Origin of the sequence: Hafnia alvei (assembly GCF_900095695.1) — a bacterium.
Classification (GTDB): Bacteria; Pseudomonadota; Gammaproteobacteria; order Enterobacterales; family Enterobacteriaceae; genus Hafnia; species Hafnia alvei_B.
In genome coordinates this window covers 71,878-89,313 of the sequence record NZ_FMIQ01000067.1, presented here as the reverse complement: position 1 = coordinate 89,313, position 17,436 = coordinate 71,878, and the positions used below count along the sequence as shown (strand labels likewise).

Genomic DNA, 17,436 nt, shown 5'->3' with positions numbered 1-17,436 from the left:
TTGTTTATGACACCTTTGTGTAATATTCCGCCCGCCTGTCAATACCAAACTCCACCGGTACATCCCTGTACCGGTGGCTCTCCCTACCAAGGCTTAAACAATTAAAAGATAAGAAGACAAGAAGACAGACTAAAGTATCTTTTGTCTTTTCCGTGTTAGATGGAATGCATTTTAGAGCCGCCAGCAGGGATGCTGGTGGCAGGTCGAGGGCGCACAGGACGTGCGCTCTGAGACCGGTCGGCCAAACGACACGGTAAAAAGCGCGCGAGTTGAGAGTCCCCGCGCAACGGGACTCTCATCGGACGCCTACGTCAGCGGTTTCATGGAAACAAATATGCTGATTGGCGTACGAAAGCTTCAACGATAGCAACATATACAACTGACAATACGAACTCTAAAATATTTACACACAAGTCTCATAATCCAATCGAAAAACGAACAAACATTCACCTCACAAATCCACGATCAATATTTGACTTTTTCACTCCGAATAAGAAACCAGCAATCGATCAATTTATTTTATTTTTAAGTGGAATCTTATCCCCCTCACCTCTCAACCGCTGCCGCCAGTAATGACGGTACGTTAGCGCCAGACTTAACAATTCACCCCCAAGTTATCCACAATTTAGCCCTGTTTTGTTCACTTGCAAAACTGAGCTAAGAACACTATCTTGTTATCACTCCTTGATTAATACACCACATCTTGTGTTCACAGCACGAAATCGACACTACACGTCAAATTAATGCAACAATGATTTTGCATTGATTTAACGCGCATGGTTTTTAATAAACACGATGACGGCTTGAACATGAGAAAGCACACGGACAGGTAAATAGCCCTATGAATCAAAGTCTGCTGGTCACTAAGCGTGACGGAAGCAAAGAACGTATCAATCTTGATAAAATCCACCGCGTACTCGACTGGGCTGCTGAAGGCTTGAGTAATGTCTCAGTTTCTCAGGTGGAATTGCGTTCTCACATCCAGTTTTATGATGGGATCCGCACCGCGGATATTCACGAAACCATCATCAAGGCCGCCGCAGACCTGATCTCCCGTGACGCTCCAGACTACCAATATCTGGCTGCGCGCTTGGCTATTTTCCACCTGCGTAAAAAAGCCTATGGTCAGTTTGAACCACCTAAATTGCACGACCACGTAGTTAAACTGGTCGAAATGGGCAAATATGACAAACACCTGCTGGAAGATTACACCGCAGAAGAGTTTGCCCAGATGGACGAGTTCATTGACCATTGGCGCGACATGAATTTCTCTTACGCCGCGGTTAAGCAGCTGGAAGGGAAGTATCTGGTTCAGAACCGCGTTTCCGGCGAAATCTACGAAAGCGCCCAGTTCTTGTACATCTTGGTCGCGGCCTGTCTGTTCTCTAACTACCCGCGTGAAACCCGTCTGAGCTATGTAAAACGCTTCTATGACGCGGTATCAACGTTCAAAATTTCACTGCCTACGCCAATCATGGCGGGCGTGCGCACCCCTACCCGCCAGTTCAGCTCTTGCGTACTGATCGAGTGCGGCGACAGCTTGGACTCGATCAACGCCACGTCCAGCGCTATCGTGAAATATGTCTCCCAGCGTGCTGGCATCGGCATTAACGCCGGTCGTATTCGTGCGTTAGGTAGCCCAATTCGCGGCGGTGAAGCTTTCCACACCGGCTGCATTCCGTTCTATAAGCACTTCCAGACCGCGGTCAAATCCTGCTCTCAGGGCGGCGTGCGCGGTGGCGCTGCAACGTTGTTCTATCCTTTGTGGCATTTGGAAGTTGAAAGCCTGCTGGTGCTGAAAAACAACCGTGGCGTTGAAGGTAACCGCGTTCGCCATATGGATTACGGCGTGCAGTTGAACCGCCTGATGTACCAGCGCTTGATCAAAGGCGGCGACATTACGCTGTTTAGCCCGTCAGACGTTCCAGGCCTGTACGATGCTTTCTTTGCCGATCAGGACGAGTTCGAACGCCTGTATATGCAGTACGAAGCCGACGACAGCATCCGCAAGCAAAAAGTCAAAGCGGTAGAACTGTTCTCGCTGATGATGCAAGAGCGCGCCTCAACGGGTCGTATCTATATCCAGCACGTTGACCATTGCAACACCCATAGCCCGTTTGATCCGGCTATCGCACCGGTGCGTCAGTCCAACCTATGTCTGGAAATCGCCCTGCCAACCAAACCGCTGAGCGACGTCAACGACGAGAACGGCGAAATTGCGCTGTGTACGCTGTCGGCGTTTAACCTCGGCGTTATTGAATCGTTGGACGATTTAGAAGAGCTGGCGGTGTTAGCCGTTCGTGCCCTTGATGCCCTGTTAGACTATCAGGACTACCCAATTCTGGCGGCTAAGCGCGGTGCGATGGGACGTCGTACTCTGGGTATCGGCGTGATTAACTATGCCTATTATCTGGCGAAAAACGGCGTGCGTTACTCCGACGGCAGTGCGAACAATTTGACCCATAAAACGTTTGAAGCCATTCAGTATTACCTGCTGAAAGCGTCTAACGAGCTGGCGAAAGAGCAAGGCGCGTGCCCGTGGTTCAATGAAACCACCTACGCACAGGGCGTGCTGCCAATCGACACCTATAAGAAAGATTTGGATACGATTTGCAACGAGCCGCTGCACTATGACTGGGAAACGCTACGTCGCGAGATCAAACAGCACGGCCTGCGTAACTCCACGCTGTCTGCGCTGATGCCGTCTGAAACCTCTTCGCAGATTTCTAACGCGACCAACGGCATTGAGCCACCGCGTGGCCACATCAGCATCAAAGCGTCAAAAGACGGTATCCTGCGTCAAGTGGTGCCAGAGTATGAGCGCCTGAAAAATGCTTATGAGCTGCTGTGGGAAATGCCCAACAACGATGGCTATTTGCAGTTAGTCGGTGTGATGCAGAAATTTATCGATCAGTCGATTTCCGCCAATACCAACTACGATCCGTCTCGCTTCCCATCAGGGAAGGTTCCGATGAAGCAGCTGTTAAAAGACTTGCTGACGGCTTACAAATTTGGGGCTAAGACCCTGTATTATCAAAACACCCGTGATGGCGCAGAAGATGTGCAAGACGATTTGCAGGCCGTTGCAGAAGACGACGGTTGCGAAAGCGGTGCTTGCAAGATTTAACCAAGACCAGCACGAAACCGCCGATATCCATCGGCGGTTTTATCCTAAACGGTAGGATTATAGTTTTATGGCATATACCACATTCTCGCAAAACAAAAACGATCAGTTACTCGAACCCATGTTCTTCGGTCAGCCGGTTAACGTGGCGCGTTACGACCAGCAAAAGCATGAAATTTTTGAAAAGCTGATCGAAAAACAGCTCTCTTTCTTCTGGCGCCCCGAAGAAGTTGACGTGTCTCGCGACCGTATCGACTATCAAGCGCTGCCAGACCATGAAAAACACATTTTTATCAGCAACCTGAAATATCAAACCCTGCTGGATTCGATTCAGGGACGCAGCCCGAACGTCGCGCTGTTGCCGCTGATCTCTATCCCAGAGCTTGAAACCTGGGTCGAAACTTGGTCGTTCTCCGAAACCATTCACTCACGCTCTTACACGCATATTATTCGTAATATCGTTAACGATCCGGCGGTGGTGTTTGACGATATCGTCACCAACGAAGAAATCCTCAAGCGTGCGAAAGACATTTCCGGCTACTACGATGATTTAATTGAGATGACCGGTTACTGGCATCTGCTGGGCGAAGGCACTCATACCGTCAACGGTAAAACCGTCAACGTCAACCTGCGCGACCTCAAAAAGCAGCTTTATCTGTGCCTGATGAGCGTCAACGCGCTGGAAGCCATTCGCTTCTACGTCAGCTTCGCCTGCTCTTTCGCCTTTGCCGAACGCGAGCTGATGGAAGGTAACGCTAAAATCATCAAACTGATTGCCCGCGATGAAGCCTTACACCTAACCGGCACCCAGCATATTCTGAATCTGATGCGTTCAGGTCAGGACGATCCTGAAATGGCCGAAATTGCCGTTGAGTGCGAGCAGCAATGCTATGACCTGTTTGTTCTCGCTGCGCAGCAGGAAAAAGAGTGGGCAGAGTATCTGTTCCGCGATGGCTCTATGATTGGCTTGAACAAAGATATCCTGTGCCAATACGTTGAATACATCACCAATATCCGCATGCAGGCCGTTGGCTTGGGGCTGCCGTTCCAAACGCGCTCTAACCCAATTCCTTGGATCAATGCTTGGCTGGTGTCTGATAACGTTCAAGTGGCACCGCAGGAAGTGGAAGTGAGTTCTTATCTGGTTGGTCAGATTGACTCTGAAGTCAACGCTGATGACCTGAGCGACTTCGAGCTGTAATCCCTTGAGCTTTTCACCTTACCAAGACTCGACGCTGGCGGCCGACGATGCCGCTAGCATCGAGGCTGAAAATGCCAGCGTTGAGCCGTTTACGTCCAGCATCACACTCGCCCTTTCTGGCACTAAGCTTGCGTTCACGCACGGCAAAACCTCGCTGCTTGAAGCCCTTGAGCATCATAATGTGCAGGTGGAATACCAGTGCCGTTCAGGCTATTGCGGATCCTGTCGTTGCAAAATGACCAAGGGCCGCGTGGTTTATCGCCAACAGCCGCTGGCTTTCATCAACGAGGGTGAAATTTTGCCTTGTTGTTGCCATCCAGACGGAGACATCGAGGTGGAGCTTTAATCGCTTCCACCGCGATTTTTTATCTGCAATTCCTTCCCCTATCACACTGATAACGCCCACAAAAACCTGTCCTTGCTCCCACATTTTTACATGTTTATTTCAAACACCGCACAATCAATTGTATGATGTAGCTAGCTTTTTATGTGATAAGGACTCGGTTTGGCTCAGACGTGTGCTGGCAGCCGATTTATAAATAATCAGCGACTGTTCATAGATTATTTGGTTCTAGCAAACTCCTTATCGGACTTTGCATGCTTAGCTGCGCTTTTTTAGTGTGGTGTCAGCCATTTATATTCCCCAAGTAATTCGAATCGAGTCTTATCACGGAGCTGTTCAACAATGCCAAATACAATAACAACGAAAGCCAAACTGCTACCTATGCTGATTTTGGCCTCCCTTTCCGCCGGAACGTTAAGCGCCAACGCATGGGCGGCGACGCCACCGAAAACACTGGTCGTGGTGCAAACGCTGGATGATATTGCCAGCCTCGATCCAGCCGAAAGCAACGAGCTTTCCAGTATTCAAACGGTGCCGAGTCTCTATCAGCGCCTGATCCAAGCCAATCGCGATAACCCAGCCAAAATTGATGCTGTGTTAGCCGAGAGCTGGCAAGGCGACGCAGCCAATAAAACACTCACCGTTAAACTGCGCCCCGAGGCCAAATTCTCTTCCGGTAACCCTGTGCGCCCTGAAGACGTTATCTTCTCGTACACCCGAGCCGTGACCCTCAATAAATCGCCGGCGTTCATTTTGAACGTATTAGGCTGGGAAGCGGATAACGTCGCTGGCCATCTGAAGAAAATTGACGACCATACGCTGCAGCTCAGGTGGACCGCCAACGTCAGCCCCGATGTGGCGCTGAACATTCTCTCAACGCCGATTGCCTCCATCGTCGATGAAAAAACCGTTACGCCGAATATCAAAAAAGACGATTTTGGTAATGAGTGGCTCAAAATGCACTCAGCCGGAAGTGGGCCGTTCAAAATGCGCGTTTATCAGCCGCATCAGGCCATCGTTTTGGATGCCAACCCGCTGTCAAACGACGCACCTAAAATCGCCAATATCATTATTAAAAACGTGCCCGATCCGGCGTCTCGCCGTTTGCTGATCCAGCAAGGTGATGCCGATATTGCCCGTGGGCTTGGCGCTGACCAAACCTCGGCGTTGCAGAATCAGGCCGGTATTAACGTGATGAGCATTCCTTCGGCCGAGCAAAATTATTTAGCATTTAACACCGGCAATACCGCGAATCCATTGCTGGCAAATCCTGCGCTGTGGGAAGCGGCGCGCTATCTGGTTGATTACAAAGGCATCACGCAGGACTTACTCAAAGGCCAATACTTTGTGCATCAGAGTTTCCTGCCGGTCGGTTTTAACGGCGCGCTGGAGAACAATCCGTTTAACTTCGATCCTGCCAAGGCCAAAGCCATTCTCGAGAAAGCCGGGATCAAAAATGCCGCCTTCACGCTGGATGTCGAAAACAAAGCGCCGTTTATCACCGTGGCTCAATCCATTCAGGCCAGCTTCGCGCAAGGCGGCGTGAAAGTGGATCTGCTGCCTGCGGCAGGAAGTCAGGTTTATGCACGCGTGCGTGCGCGCCAGCATCAGGCCGCGATCCGCATGTGGCTGCCGGACTATTTCGATGCGCATTCCAACGCCAGCGCCTTTGCCTACAACGATAACAAAGGCAGCACCGTCGCGTGGCTAAACGGCTGGAAAATCCCTGAGCTAAGCCAGCAAACGCTCGCCGCCGTTGCCGAGGCCGACAGCGCCAAACGTTTGGATAGGTATACTAAAATGCAGCAAGAGCTACAGCGTAGCTCACCGTATGTGTTTATCGATCAGGCCAAAACTCAGGTTGTGCTGCGCGACAACGTGAAGGGCTATCAGCAAGGTCTGAACGCCGATATGGTTTATTACGATCGCGTAACCAAGTAATTCTTCCGCTTTTTATCCACCTTAAGCGGAGAAACTATGGCTGCTGACTTCACGCCGGAAAATAATTTCCGGCGTCATTTACAGACCCTGTTGCAGGGTCTGCTTACGCTCGCATTAACGCTTTTCGGGCTGCTGCTGATTACGTTTTTGCTTTCCGCGCTCTCTCCCGTCGATCGCGTATTACAAATCGTTGGCGATCATGCCAGCGTCTCCACCTACAATCAGGTTCGTCACCAGTTAGGGCTAGATCAGCCGCTGCCGGTGCAGTTCTGGCACTATCTGATCCAGCTTGGGCACGGCGATCTGGGCACCGCCAGCGCAACCGGCCAACCGGTGCTACAGGATTTACTCACAGTATTTCCTGCCACGCTGGAGTTAGCCACGTTAGCGCTCATTATCGGCGCCACACTCGGCGTTTTGCTGGGCGTGCTGTGCGCGCGTTATGTCGGAACGGCGTGGGATTTAACCATCCGCACTCTTACCCTGCTCGGCAATTCGGTGCCTATCTTCTGGCTTGGCCTGCTGATGCTGCTGCTGTTCTATGCGCGTTTGCAGTGGAGCGCTGGGCCGGGAAGACTGGACGATATTTATCAATACAGCGTTGAGGCCAAAACTGGTTTTGTGCTCATCGACACTCTGCTCTCCGGTGACAGCGGCGCGTTTCTCAACGCCATTAATCACCTGACGCTCCCGGTTTTGCTGTTGGCCTATTTTTCGATGGCCAGCATCACGCGACTCACACGCTCGGCGTGTCTGGGTGAAATGAATAAAGAGTACGTCACGCTTGCACGCGCCAAAGGCGCGAGCGAAACCACCATTCTGATACGCCACGTGTTGCCCAATATTCGCGGAACGTTATTCACCGTGATTGCGCTGGCCTATACCGGCATGCTGGAAGGTGCGGTTCTCACCGAAACCGTATTCTCATGGCCGGGCATTGGGCGTTACCTCACTACCGCGCTGTTTGCCGGTGACACCACGGCGGTGATGGGCGGTACGCTAGTCATTGGCGTGTGTTTCGTGTTGATTAATAACCTGACGGATCTGTTGGTACGTCTCACCGATCCGAGGGTGCACTAATGAATCTATTAAGAAAAATTCTCCGTTCACCGGCGGCCTGCTGTGGATTGGTGATTATCCTGCTGCTGATGCTCTGCGCCATTTTTGCGCCGTGGTTAGCCGGGCAAGATCCCAATTGGCAAAACGCAGCGGCGCGGCTGCTGCCGCCCGAACCGGGGCATTGGCTCGGCACTGACGCCTATGGGCGAGACATGTTGGCGCGGCTGCTGTATGGCACCCGCCCGATGTTAGGTATGGTGCTACTGGTAACCGCGATCACGCTTCCGCTCGGCCTGCTGATCGGGATTTTATCCGGCTATTACGGCGGTTGGACAGAACGCGTGCTGATGCGATTTACCGATGTTGTTATGTCGATGCCGCGCTTAATTTTAGCCTTTGCCTTTGTCGCGATGCTGGGGCCTGGGCTTATCAATGGCGCACTGGCGCTGGCGCTCACCACGTGGCCCGCCTATGCCCGTCAGGCTCGAACTGAAATTCAAAAGCTCAGAAACAGCGATTATCTCAGCGCCGCAGAAATGCTGGGCATTCGTGGTTTCAGGCTGATGTGGGGACATATTTTGCCACTCTGCTTGCCTTCCGCCATCGTGCGTTTGGCGCTGGATTTAGCCGGTATTATTCTGGCGGCTGCGGGCTTGGGCTTCTTGGGCTTAGGCGCTCGCCCGCCGATGGCTGAATGGGGCGCGATGATCGCCGACGGCATGCAGGTGATCTTCGATCAGTGGTGGATTGCCGCCATTCCCGGCGCTGCGATTCTGCTCAGCAGTTTAGCGTTCAATCTGCTGGGCGATGGCCTGCGTGATATTTTGGAGTCCGATCATGACTGACATTTCGCAAAACCATTCGCTGATTGAAGCGGTAGATTTATCGGTTCACTTTGGTCAGGCGTGCGTCGTCAATCAGCTAAATTTTTCCTTAGGCCATGAGCGTTTAGCCTTAGTGGGAGAATCCGGCTCCGGCAAATCAATGACCGCTCGCGCGCTGATGGGGCTAATTCGTCAGCCGGGCAAAATTAGCGCTACGACGCTACGTTTCGAGCAGCAGAATTTATTGGAACTAAAGCCCAAACAATGGTCTGCGCTGCGCGGCAATAGCATCGCTATGGTGCTGCAAGATCCTCGCTACGCGCTCAATCCGGTGCATACCATTTATCGCCAAATTGAAGAGGCGCTTACGCTGCATCAGCGCCTATCACGTCGTCAACGTGATGAGCTGATAATGCGCACCGCTGAATCGGTCGGGCTGCCAGCGCATAGTCTGAAACGCTATCCGGGCGAGCTATCTGGCGGGCTGGGGCAGCGCGCCATGATTGCCATTGCGCTGATCAACAATCCAAAGGTGCTGATCGCTGATGAACCCACCTCTGCGCTGGATGCTCGACTGCGCCATCAAATACTTTCTCTTTTGGTGGAACAGTGCGAACAGCGCCAAATGGGGTTATTGCTGATTAGCCACGATCTGCCGTTGGTGGCCGAACACTGCGACCGCGTGATGGTGATGTATCAAGGGCAGTGCGTTGATGAACTGCGGGCGGCTGAGCTACCGCAGGCTACACATCCTTACACCCGAACGCTCTGGACCTGTCGACCGAATGCCCAAACCTACGGTTCCCTGCTACCGGTTCTGGATCGCTCACGCGCTTTTGAAGGAGAACCTCGTGCCGCTGATTAACATTCAAGATTTGCACGTCAGTTTTTCTGACGGACGACAGCGCAAACACGTGGTGCAGTCGGCGCATTTTCAGGTCAATGAGGGGGAAACCTTTAGCCTAATCGGCGCATCAGGCTGTGGGAAATCGACTATCCTGCGCGTCATCGCCGGTTTACAGCGTGAGTGGCAGGGGCAGATTGATTTATTAGGCTCTCCCCTACGCCCACAAAAACGGCTCAGCGGAGAAATTCGCCGCAATGTGCAGATGGTGTTTCAAGATCCCTATGCCTCGCTGCATCCTCAGCATCGTTTGTATCGTTCTTTAGCAGAGCCGCTGCAAATTCATCGCGAAGCTAACGTAGAGCAACGGGTGGCAGAAGCACTGCAGCAAGTCGGGCTTCCCGCCGATGCAGCGCAGCGCTTTCCTCACCAAATTTCGGGAGGGCAACGCCAACGCGTCGCTATCGCCCGCGCCCTGCTGCTGCGGCCTAAAATCTTACTGCTCGATGAGCCCACCTCTGCGCTCGATATGTCGGTTCAGGCTGAAATTCTTAATCTGCTTAACGAGCTAAAGCGGCTGCATTCCATGACCTATCTGCTCGTCAGCCACGACGCCGACGTGATTGCACATATGTCACAGCGCGCGGCGCTGATGGAGGATGGAAGAATTATGCGGGAGTTTGATCGCGCGGCGTTAGCGCGCGGTGAACATCGTTTCGACTGAGGTCGATTGTTATGAAAAAGCCCCCTGAGCAGATAAAGGCTCAGGGGGCTTTAATAACCGATTGAATCAGTAGCGTAAATCAGCGATTAGCGACGGTTGCCGAAAATACGCAGCAGCATCAAGAACAGGTTAATGAAGTCAAGATACAGGGTTAACGCGCCCAGAATCGAGTACTTGCGGAAGTTATCTTTATCTTCAGGATTCAGCTGCTCACCCATAGCTTTCAGCTTCTGAGTGTCATACGCGGTCAAACCCACGAAGATAATCACGCCCGCATAGGTAATCACCCACGTCAGCGCTGGGCTTTTCAGCCAGATATTCACCAGCGACGCCAGAATGATGCCGATCAGCCCCATAAACATCATCGAGCCAATGCCGCTCAAATCACGCTTGGTGGTGTAACCGTAAAGGCTCATTGCCCCGAACATACCGGCTGTAACCACGAAAGTGCTCGCGATAGACGAATAGGTATAGACGATAAAAATACTCGCTAGCGTTAATCCGGTAAGTGCCGAATAGAGCATAAACAGCGATGTTGCGGCGGCGGCGCTCAGTTTCTGCACCATACCTGACAGCACAAACACCAACCCCAACTGCACAATGATTAAACCGAAAAAGGTAATTTTGCTGGAGAAAATAAAATTCAGCACGGCTGGCGTATGCGCGGCGTACCACGCCACGATGGACGTGAGCAACAACCCACATGTCATCCAGCCATACACTTGCGCCATATATGCCTGTAGGCCCGAATTTGCGCGCTCTACGATCGAGCCATTATCACGAGGATATCGATCCATGAAGATCACCTTTAGCTAAAAATGACAATATTATCTGTATTGGTAAAACAACCAGACAGTTCTCTTAATAAGCCTACCACAGAACCGTCTTTTTGCTGCGGGCTGAGTGTGCCGATATATTTCAGATTTAAGCAATAGTTACTTATGTGGCGTTTTTAACCCACCGTGCAGTTAAGCACGGCGGCAATTTATACCCAAAATCATTCGAGTTGCTTGAATGCAGCCAACGATAAGCAGCTTGAAGTATGACGGGTATATACGTTAAACGCCTGACCAGCGTTTGGTTACATTCGCCACTCGCTCACCGAACTTGCGCGCGGTTTCCAAATCGCCCGGCAGCGGCGCTTCATCCGGCGAGGCATCGGAAGGCGATACCGTCATTAGCCCTGAAAAACCGGCAATATAGTTCACATCATTGCGGTTTGCCGCTTTGGTATTGGATGGCAACATGCCCATCCCGACCCACAAGCCGCCATGCTGCTGTGAGAGATGGAACATATAATCGAGCGTGCCGAGTTTGTCGCCGTTCATGCTGGCTGAGTTAGTGAACCCAGCAAAAACTTTATCTTTCCACTCTTGGCTAAACCAAGGCTTCGAAGAGGAATCTGCAAATTTCTTAAACTGCCAAGACGGCCCGCCCATGTAGGTTGGGCTACCAAAAATAATCGCGTCGGCCTGCGCTAACAGATGCCATCCCCCTTCCGGCAAATTGCCTTCGCTGTCGATAGCTAAAACGTCAACGGTTACCCCCTCTACCTGCTGCGCACCCGCAGCTACCGCCTCTGCGGCTTTGGCGGTATGCCCGTATCCACTATGAAAAACCACGGCTAATGCTGTCATAAAATAACTCCTCACACGTTGGTTAATTCGTTATACGCCTGAGAATATTTATACGTCGGGAATAGGATGGCGTCTAGGGAGATGACGTAATGTCACATCGCAAAAGGAAAAATCCGACCCATCACTGAATTTTATTATTTTCGAAAATATCATTAGTTTTAGATAATTGTTATTTTTCATGCGGATATTAGAATTAATGCTCTCGTAGTAAAGTTTGTACTATTCAACTAAGACGTAAGTTTTACGGAGAGCATATATATGTGGGATAAGGATCGTTCCGTTATTTATCTAAATAGCCATGCGGGCTCGCACAGCCAGCATAGATGTGCGGAATACACACGTGAAGCTATTGAAGCTGGAGGTATCCGGCTTAATCATCATCTAGATGCGAAAGACTATGGTGACTCACTGACCTATGCTGGATTTGTCGATGTCACAGGAAGCGAACCAGAATATGGTGATATTGTTGTTATCCAACCCTATATCGGTGGAAACTCATCCGGTCATATGGCCATGTTTAATGGAAGAGGATGGGTTTCAGACTTCAAGCAGCATGACCTCTACCCAGGCTCCGGCTATCGTAATAATCATCCGCCCTACAAACTTTATAGGTATAACCGCTGATGATAAAAATTCTATTATTACTGACAATAACATTACTGACGGGATGCACATCTTCAAATAAAAACCCAGCGGAACAAGTTGCTAATTTTTATCATTTTTACCTCAATACACCGAATACCTTTGATGGCTCAGTATCATTGCAGCCTTATCTGGAAAAACAAACTTTTGACCAATTACAAAAAATAGCCAAGGAGCCGGAGCCAGATACGCTGGATGCGGACTATTTTACCCAGTCACAAGATATTGGCAGCTCATGGTCAACTCATATCGCTGTTTCAGCCCCAACGCCAGCCATCGGCGGTATAACCGTCGAGGTAACATTAGGCGCAGCTAATGATATCCAGCAACACCTCATTCTCTGGCTCGTCTGGCAGGACGGTTGGAAAATAACTCGGGTACAAGGTGACAATGAGCAGTTTTTGTATCGTTAAAGTTCTTAACAAAAAGTTATATCCCAATTAAAACAGATAAAATTACAGCCACGGCCATGATTAATCGGTAATCGGACGCCTAAAATCAGTGGTATCAGGTAAAAGCGCAACCGTCCGTAGGTGTCGATTACAGATAAACCATATTTCATCCCGATCGTTAGATAATATGTAGTAAGCATCCGATGATTCTGAGGGATTAAACACGCCTAACGCCCGATAGGCTATTTCACGACTAAACCCGCTACGCAGCGGCAAAGGCCGTGGCCCATTCTCCAACTCCTCAACCCGCAAATAAAGACCTTGCTCAAACCAAATCAAATTAGCCCCTTACCTCTACGAAAGTTACCTCAAATACTGCCACAAAGGTGCAGCGCTGAAATAAGTATAGTGAAAATAAAGCAGAAGCTAATTTGTGGCTGCCTGTAGGGCAGTGAACGCATTTAAAGCGCTGACGCAAATCAGTGTTCATTTCTAAGCTGCCTGTACGGCAGTGAACCTTGTGCTGCTGTGACCATTCGAATCGTTACATTTCTAAGCTGCCTGTACGGCAGTGAACTGTTCATTTACTGCAACACTAGCCAGATACCATTTCTAAGCTGCCTGTACGGCAGTGAACATCAAACTTCACGCCTTGTATTACGCCGATTTTTTCTAAGCTGCCTGTACGGCAGTGAACCCGGCGCTATTTGTCGTGAGTGGTTGTGGTAACTTTCTAAGCTGCCTGTACGGCAGTGAACCATCTAGAAAATCAAGCATATTATTTCCGTGATTTCTAAGCTGCCTGTACGGCAGTGAACTAGCAATGCAGTCGTTGGAAATTGACGACAAATTTCTAAGCTGCCTGTACGGCAGTGAACGCGTTGTTCCACATTGCCGAGGCACTGGTTCGTTTCTAAGCTGCCTGTACGGCAGTGAACTCATAAATCGTTGAATAATCCGTTCCGTTCACTTTCTAAGCTGCCTGTACGGCAGTGAACGTTGGCGACCTCGTGTGGGTTCGTGAGACATGTTTCTAAGCTGCCTGTACGGCAGTGAACTGTAGGATATTCGCAGAAAGGTTCGATTAATCAGATCGGTAGCTCATTTTGGGGAATTTAACCCTTTTTTCTGGCTGCTCATTGGAGGAATTAAAAATCAATGAGTTAGCATGGAGTCAGAAAAAAGGGTTGGGAGGGTTTACCAGCGTTTTGCCGCTTGGTGGTCGCTGTCGCGGGCATCAACCCAGCGATCGCCCTGCTCTGTTGCTTCTCGCTTCCAGAACGGTGCGCGGGTTTTGAGGTAATCCATAATGAACTCGGCGGCATCGAAGGCCATGCTGCGATGTGCGCTGGTCACCCCAACGAAAACAATTTCATCGCCGGGATACATTGCGCCAATCCGATGGATCAGCGAAATACGCTGTAGAGGCCAACGCGAACGGGCTTCAGCCACAATTTCATTTAACGCTTTTTCCGTCATCCCAGGATAGTGCTCTAACGTTAACGCGCTGACGTTATCGCCAAGATTGTGGTTGCGTACTTTGCCGGTGAATGTCACCACCGCGCCATCGTCTTCGCACTGCGATAGCCATTGGTATTCGTCACCAACGCTAAAATTCTCAAGACCTACGCGAATACGGGTGTTTTCCATCATTAACCCCCAGTAACCGGTGGGAAGAAGGCGACTTCATCACCCACTTGCAGAGGATGCGAGAACTCCACCAGCGTTTGGTTTACAGCAGCCAGCAGCTTACCCGTCTCTAACGCCAGTGCCCATTTGTCGCCACGCTCGGCCAGCGCGGCGCGCAGCGCCTCAACCGTCGGATAGAGTTCACACTGAAGCGCATCGGTTTCAATCAGCTCACGTACCTGAGCAAAAAATAGAACTTTAATCATGATGCATCCGCCTTAAAATCACCGGACTTCCCGCCGCTTTTCGCCAGCAGGCGAACCGGGCCGATAACCATGTCTTTTTGTACCGCTTTGCACATGTCATAAATGGTCAGCGCAGCCACCGAAGCCGCGGTTAATGCTTCCATCTCCACGCCGGTTTTGCCGGTTAAGCGGCAGCAAGACTCAATACGCACACGGTTGGTATCGACTTCAGCAGAAAGCTGAACCTCAACTTTGGTCAGCAACAGCGGATGGCAAAGCGGGATCAGCTCCCACGTGCGTTTTGCCGCTTGGATGCCTGCGATACGCGCGGTAGCAAAGACATCACCCTTATGGTGTTTGCCTTCAACAATCATCGCCAGCGTTTCAGGTTTCATTTCAACATAAGCTTCAGCGCGGGCTTCACGCACGGTTTCTGCTTTGGCAGAAACATCGACCATGTGGGCTTCACCGGCCGCATTAATATGGGTAAGTTGGCTCATAGTTTTCTTTTAGATTAATAACGAGTTAAGGCAACGTTAGCCGCCGATGAAGGAAAGGTTCTGCGTATGACCGATGTTGCCATCATGCAAGAAGTGCGTTTGCTTTTTATGCCGCAAACCGCCTTGGATACGCATTTTCAGCTCATCAAGATGTTCATCACCCGCCAGTAAATCGCGCAACGGAATGCCGGATTCACCGAACAGGCACAGGTGCAAATTGCCGATGGCAGAGACTCGCAGGCGGTTACAGCTGGCGCAGAAGTCTTTTTCATAAGGCATGATCAGCCCAACTTCACCCAGATAATCAGGATGACTGAAAACCTGTGCAGGACCATCGCTGCGAGAGCGTTCTTGACGCTGCCAGCCAAGGGCCAGCAATTGATCGCGGATGACTTCGCCTGAGACATGATGCTTGCGGAATAAACTGCCGCCGTCTCCGGTTTCCATCAGCTCAATAAAGCGCATTTGAATTGGGCGGGTTTTGATCCAGTTAAGAAAACCGTTCAGGCTGCGGTCGTTAACGTCGCGCATCAGCACGGTGTTTACCTTCACCTTTTCAAAACCGGCATCAAATGCCGCGTCAATCCCCTGCATCACCTGCTTGAGCTTATCTTCACCGGTGATGGCGTGAAACTGGCGAGCATCGAGGCTATCCACGCTCACGTTAACCGCCGTTAGACCCGCAGCGCGCCAATCGGCAATATCACGCGCCATACGATAGCCATTGGTGGTGACCGCCAGCGTTCGAATCGATGGGTTTTCACGTACCGCTGAGATGATGTCGACAAAATCGCGACGCAAGGAGGGTTCACCGCCGGTTAAACGCACCTTCTCGGTGCCCAATTCGGCAAATGCACGGCTGACGCGGCGGATCTCGTCAAGAGATAAGAAGCTTTTGTTGGCGTGGCCGTTCGGCTTGTAGCCGTCTGGCAGACAGTACGTACAGCGAAAATTGCATACGTCTGTGATCGAAAGGCGCAAGTAATAAAACTTACGCTCAAATGCGTCAGTCAGTTGGAGCATTGTTAACACCTTTCCAATTCGGGAGGCACAGGCATTTCTACCTTGTACCCTGGTGGCTTATAGCCACGGCCCAGACACCCTATTGATTGGAAACAGATGTTTATTAATCAACTTAGGCAAAAGGGCTAGGAGTTCAGACGCCATGAGAGCATGCACGCTCACACCACATCTCTGAGTAATTCATTAAATTCTAGCGTTTATTTTCTGGCTTACCAAACATATCTCGCTGTATAATTTTATACATAACGCTTTTATGTCAGTAACTTAGGTGCAGAATACACTAGTTACCGCCCCACTATACTTGATATAAATCACGCAAATAAGTCTGGGTTTCGCCTTTTTCGGCGTGATCCGGTACTTTACCCACAGTTTATTTTCATTTTGTAGGATTTTTATGCGAAACCGCGCTTTAGCCGATCTCGATAAGGTCGTCGCCCTAGGAGGCGGACACGGCCTTGGCCGCGTGATGTCAGCCTTGTCACCGCTGGGTTCACGTTTAACAGGCATTGTCACCACAACGGATAACGGCGGTTCAACCGGGCGTATTCGTCGCTCAGAAGGCGGTATCGCGTGGGGCGATATGCGTAACTGTTTGAATCAGTTGATCACCGAGCCCAGCGTGGCTTCTGCCATGTTTGAGTATCGTTTTAACGGTAACGGTGAATTAGCGGGGCATAACCTTGGAAATCTGATGTTAAAAGCCTTAGATCACCTCAGCGTGCGCCCGCTGGAAGCCATTAACCTGATCCGCAGTTTGCTGAAAGTTGATGCTTCGCTTATTCCAATGTCAGAACAGCCGGTCGATCTCAACGCCATCGACCAAGATGGACACGTTATTTATGGCGAAGTGAACATCGACCAGCTTAAAGAAATGCCTGCGCAGCTGATGCTTGAACCACAGGTAAAGGCAACGCGTGAAGCCGTTGATGCCATTGAAAAAGCCGATCTGATCCTGATTGGCCCCGGAAGTTTCTTAACCAGTCTCATGCCTTTACTGCTGCTGGAAGATCTGACGCGCGCCCTGCGCCGTACCCGCGCACATATGATTTACATCGGTAATCTAGGCAAAGAGCTTAGCGTGGCGGCAGCGGCATTAACCCTACCCGATAAGCTGCGCATTATGGAAGAAGCCATCGGCGGACATGCTATCGACGGCGTGGTCGTGGGGCCAAAGGTCAACATTCAAGGAATGGAAAATCGGGTAGTGGTGCAGGAAACGCTGGAAGCCAGCGATATTCCTTATCGCCACGATCGCGATCTGCTGCGCATGGCCATTGAGAAAGCGTTGCAGCAGTTAAGCTAATTTGC

General features: G+C 50.7%; 18 protein-coding genes, 1 CRISPR repeat array and 1 riboswitch. Of the genes, 11 read left to right on the top strand and 7 right to left on the bottom strand.

The annotated features are described in order from the left end of the window. Positions 1-841 precede the first annotated feature (841 nt). From nrdA to BN1044_RS18435, 8 genes are all read left to right on the top strand, one after another. A complete protein-coding gene (gene nrdA / locus BN1044_RS18470; protein WP_072309903.1) occupies positions 842-3,127 on the top strand; it encodes a class 1a ribonucleoside-diphosphate reductase subunit alpha in 2,286 nt (761 codons plus the stop codon). Between the two features lie 67 nt (positions 3,128-3,194). Further along, complete coding sequence (nrdB, locus tag BN1044_RS18465; RefSeq protein WP_072309902.1) at positions 3,195-4,325, top strand: class Ia ribonucleoside-diphosphate reductase subunit beta; 1,131 nt, start codon at positions 3,195-3,197, stop codon at positions 4,323-4,325. A 58-nt stretch (positions 4,326-4,383) separates the two neighbouring features. Beyond that, a complete protein-coding gene (gene yfaE / locus BN1044_RS18460; RefSeq protein WP_072309909.1) occupies positions 4,384-4,671 on the top strand; it encodes a class I ribonucleotide reductase maintenance protein YfaE in 288 nt (95 codons plus the stop codon). Positions 4,672-5,010: 339 nt separating this feature from the next. Next, positions 5,011-6,609: an ABC transporter substrate-binding protein gene (locus tag BN1044_RS18455; RefSeq protein ID WP_072309901.1), complete on the top strand. Its 1,599-nt coding sequence runs from the start codon at positions 5,011-5,013 to the stop codon at positions 6,607-6,609. 36 nt (positions 6,610-6,645) lie between these two features. Further along, positions 6,646-7,689 (top strand): ABC transporter permease, encoded by a 1,044-nt coding sequence (locus BN1044_RS18450; protein WP_072309900.1) that lies wholly within the window; start codon positions 6,646-6,648, stop codon positions 7,687-7,689. Then, on the top strand, positions 7,689-8,513 hold the full coding sequence (locus BN1044_RS18445) for an ABC transporter permease (RefSeq protein WP_072309899.1): 825 nt from the start codon (positions 7,689-7,691) through the stop codon (positions 8,511-8,513). Before BN1044_RS18450 ends, BN1044_RS18445 begins: the two co-directional genes overlap by 1 nt. Beyond that, entirely contained in the window at positions 8,506-9,357 is an 852-nt protein-coding gene (locus BN1044_RS18440; protein ID WP_072309898.1) for an ABC transporter ATP-binding protein, read from the top strand. The genes BN1044_RS18445 and BN1044_RS18440 overlap by 8 nt, the downstream gene beginning before the upstream one ends. After that, entirely contained in the window at positions 9,344-10,060 is a 717-nt protein-coding gene (locus BN1044_RS18435; protein ID WP_072309897.1) for an ABC transporter ATP-binding protein, read from the top strand. The genes BN1044_RS18440 and BN1044_RS18435 overlap by 14 nt, the downstream gene beginning before the upstream one ends. Before the next feature lie 86 nt (positions 10,061-10,146). On the opposite strand, the gene BN1044_RS18430 is transcribed toward BN1044_RS18435, so the two are convergent. Together BN1044_RS18430 and BN1044_RS18425 are read right to left on the bottom strand one after the other, a co-directional pair. Beyond that, positions 10,147-10,857: a Bax inhibitor-1/YccA family protein gene (locus BN1044_RS18430; RefSeq protein WP_025798019.1), complete on the bottom strand. Its 711-nt coding sequence runs from the start codon at positions 10,855-10,857 to the stop codon at positions 10,147-10,149. 261 nt (positions 10,858-11,118) lie between these two features. Continuing rightward, entirely contained in the window at positions 11,119-11,697 is a 579-nt protein-coding gene (locus BN1044_RS18425) for a flavodoxin family protein (RefSeq protein WP_072309896.1), read from the bottom strand. A 258-nt stretch (positions 11,698-11,955) separates the two neighbouring features. Between BN1044_RS18425 and BN1044_RS18420 the strand changes: the two genes are divergently transcribed. Together BN1044_RS18420 and BN1044_RS18415 are read left to right on the top strand one after the other, a co-directional pair. Then, the gene (locus BN1044_RS18420; protein ID WP_072309895.1) at positions 11,956-12,321 is read left to right on the top strand and encodes a hypothetical protein; all 366 of its coding nucleotides are present in this window, start codon (positions 11,956-11,958) and stop codon (positions 12,319-12,321) included. Beyond that, on the top strand, positions 12,321-12,752 hold the full coding sequence (locus tag BN1044_RS18415) for a DUF3828 domain-containing protein (RefSeq protein ID WP_072309894.1): 432 nt from the start codon (positions 12,321-12,323) through the stop codon (positions 12,750-12,752). Before BN1044_RS18420 ends, BN1044_RS18415 begins: the two co-directional genes overlap by 1 nt. 60 nt (positions 12,753-12,812) lie before the next feature. Here the strand turns inward: BN1044_RS18415 and BN1044_RS18410 are convergent, their stop codons facing one another. The 5 genes from BN1044_RS18410 to moaA form a co-directional block, all read right to left on the bottom strand. Continuing rightward, positions 12,813-13,070, bottom strand: a complete 258-nt coding sequence (locus BN1044_RS18410) for a hypothetical protein (protein ID WP_072309893.1) — start codon at positions 13,068-13,070, stop codon at positions 12,813-12,815. Between the two features lie 150 nt (positions 13,071-13,220). After that, positions 13,221-13,789: a CRISPR direct-repeat array (repeat unit 28 nt; unit sequence TTTCTAAGCTGCCTGTACGGCAGTGAAC). 139 nt (positions 13,790-13,928) lie between these two features. Next, a complete protein-coding gene (gene moaE, locus BN1044_RS18405; RefSeq protein WP_139130976.1) occupies positions 13,929-14,384 on the bottom strand; it encodes a molybdopterin synthase catalytic subunit MoaE in 456 nt (151 codons plus the stop codon). Next, entirely contained in the window at positions 14,384-14,626 is a 243-nt protein-coding gene (gene moaD, locus BN1044_RS18400; RefSeq protein ID WP_072309891.1) for a molybdopterin synthase sulfur carrier subunit, read from the bottom strand. The genes moaE and moaD overlap by 1 nt, the downstream gene beginning before the upstream one ends. Next, positions 14,623-15,105 carry a cyclic pyranopterin monophosphate synthase MoaC gene (gene moaC / locus BN1044_RS18395; protein ID WP_072309890.1) on the bottom strand — a complete coding sequence of 161 codons (483 nt, stop codon included), beginning with the start codon at positions 15,103-15,105 and terminating at the stop codon, positions 14,623-14,625. The genes moaD and moaC overlap by 4 nt, the downstream gene beginning before the upstream one ends. A 36-nt stretch (positions 15,106-15,141) precedes the next feature. Next, the gene (gene moaA / locus BN1044_RS18390; protein WP_072309889.1) at positions 15,142-16,128 is read right to left on the bottom strand and encodes a GTP 3',8-cyclase MoaA; all 987 of its coding nucleotides are present in this window, start codon (positions 16,126-16,128) and stop codon (positions 15,142-15,144) included. Further along, positions 16,119-16,272, bottom strand: a riboswitch (molybdenum cofactor riboswitch). Its footprint overlaps the gene before it by 10 nt. 250 nt (positions 16,273-16,522) lie before the next feature. Here moaA and yvcK point away from each other — a divergent pair. Continuing rightward, entirely contained in the window at positions 16,523-17,431 is a 909-nt protein-coding gene (gene yvcK / locus BN1044_RS18385; RefSeq protein WP_072309888.1) for a uridine diphosphate-N-acetylglucosamine-binding protein YvcK, read from the top strand. Positions 17,432-17,436: the final 5 nt, after the last annotated feature.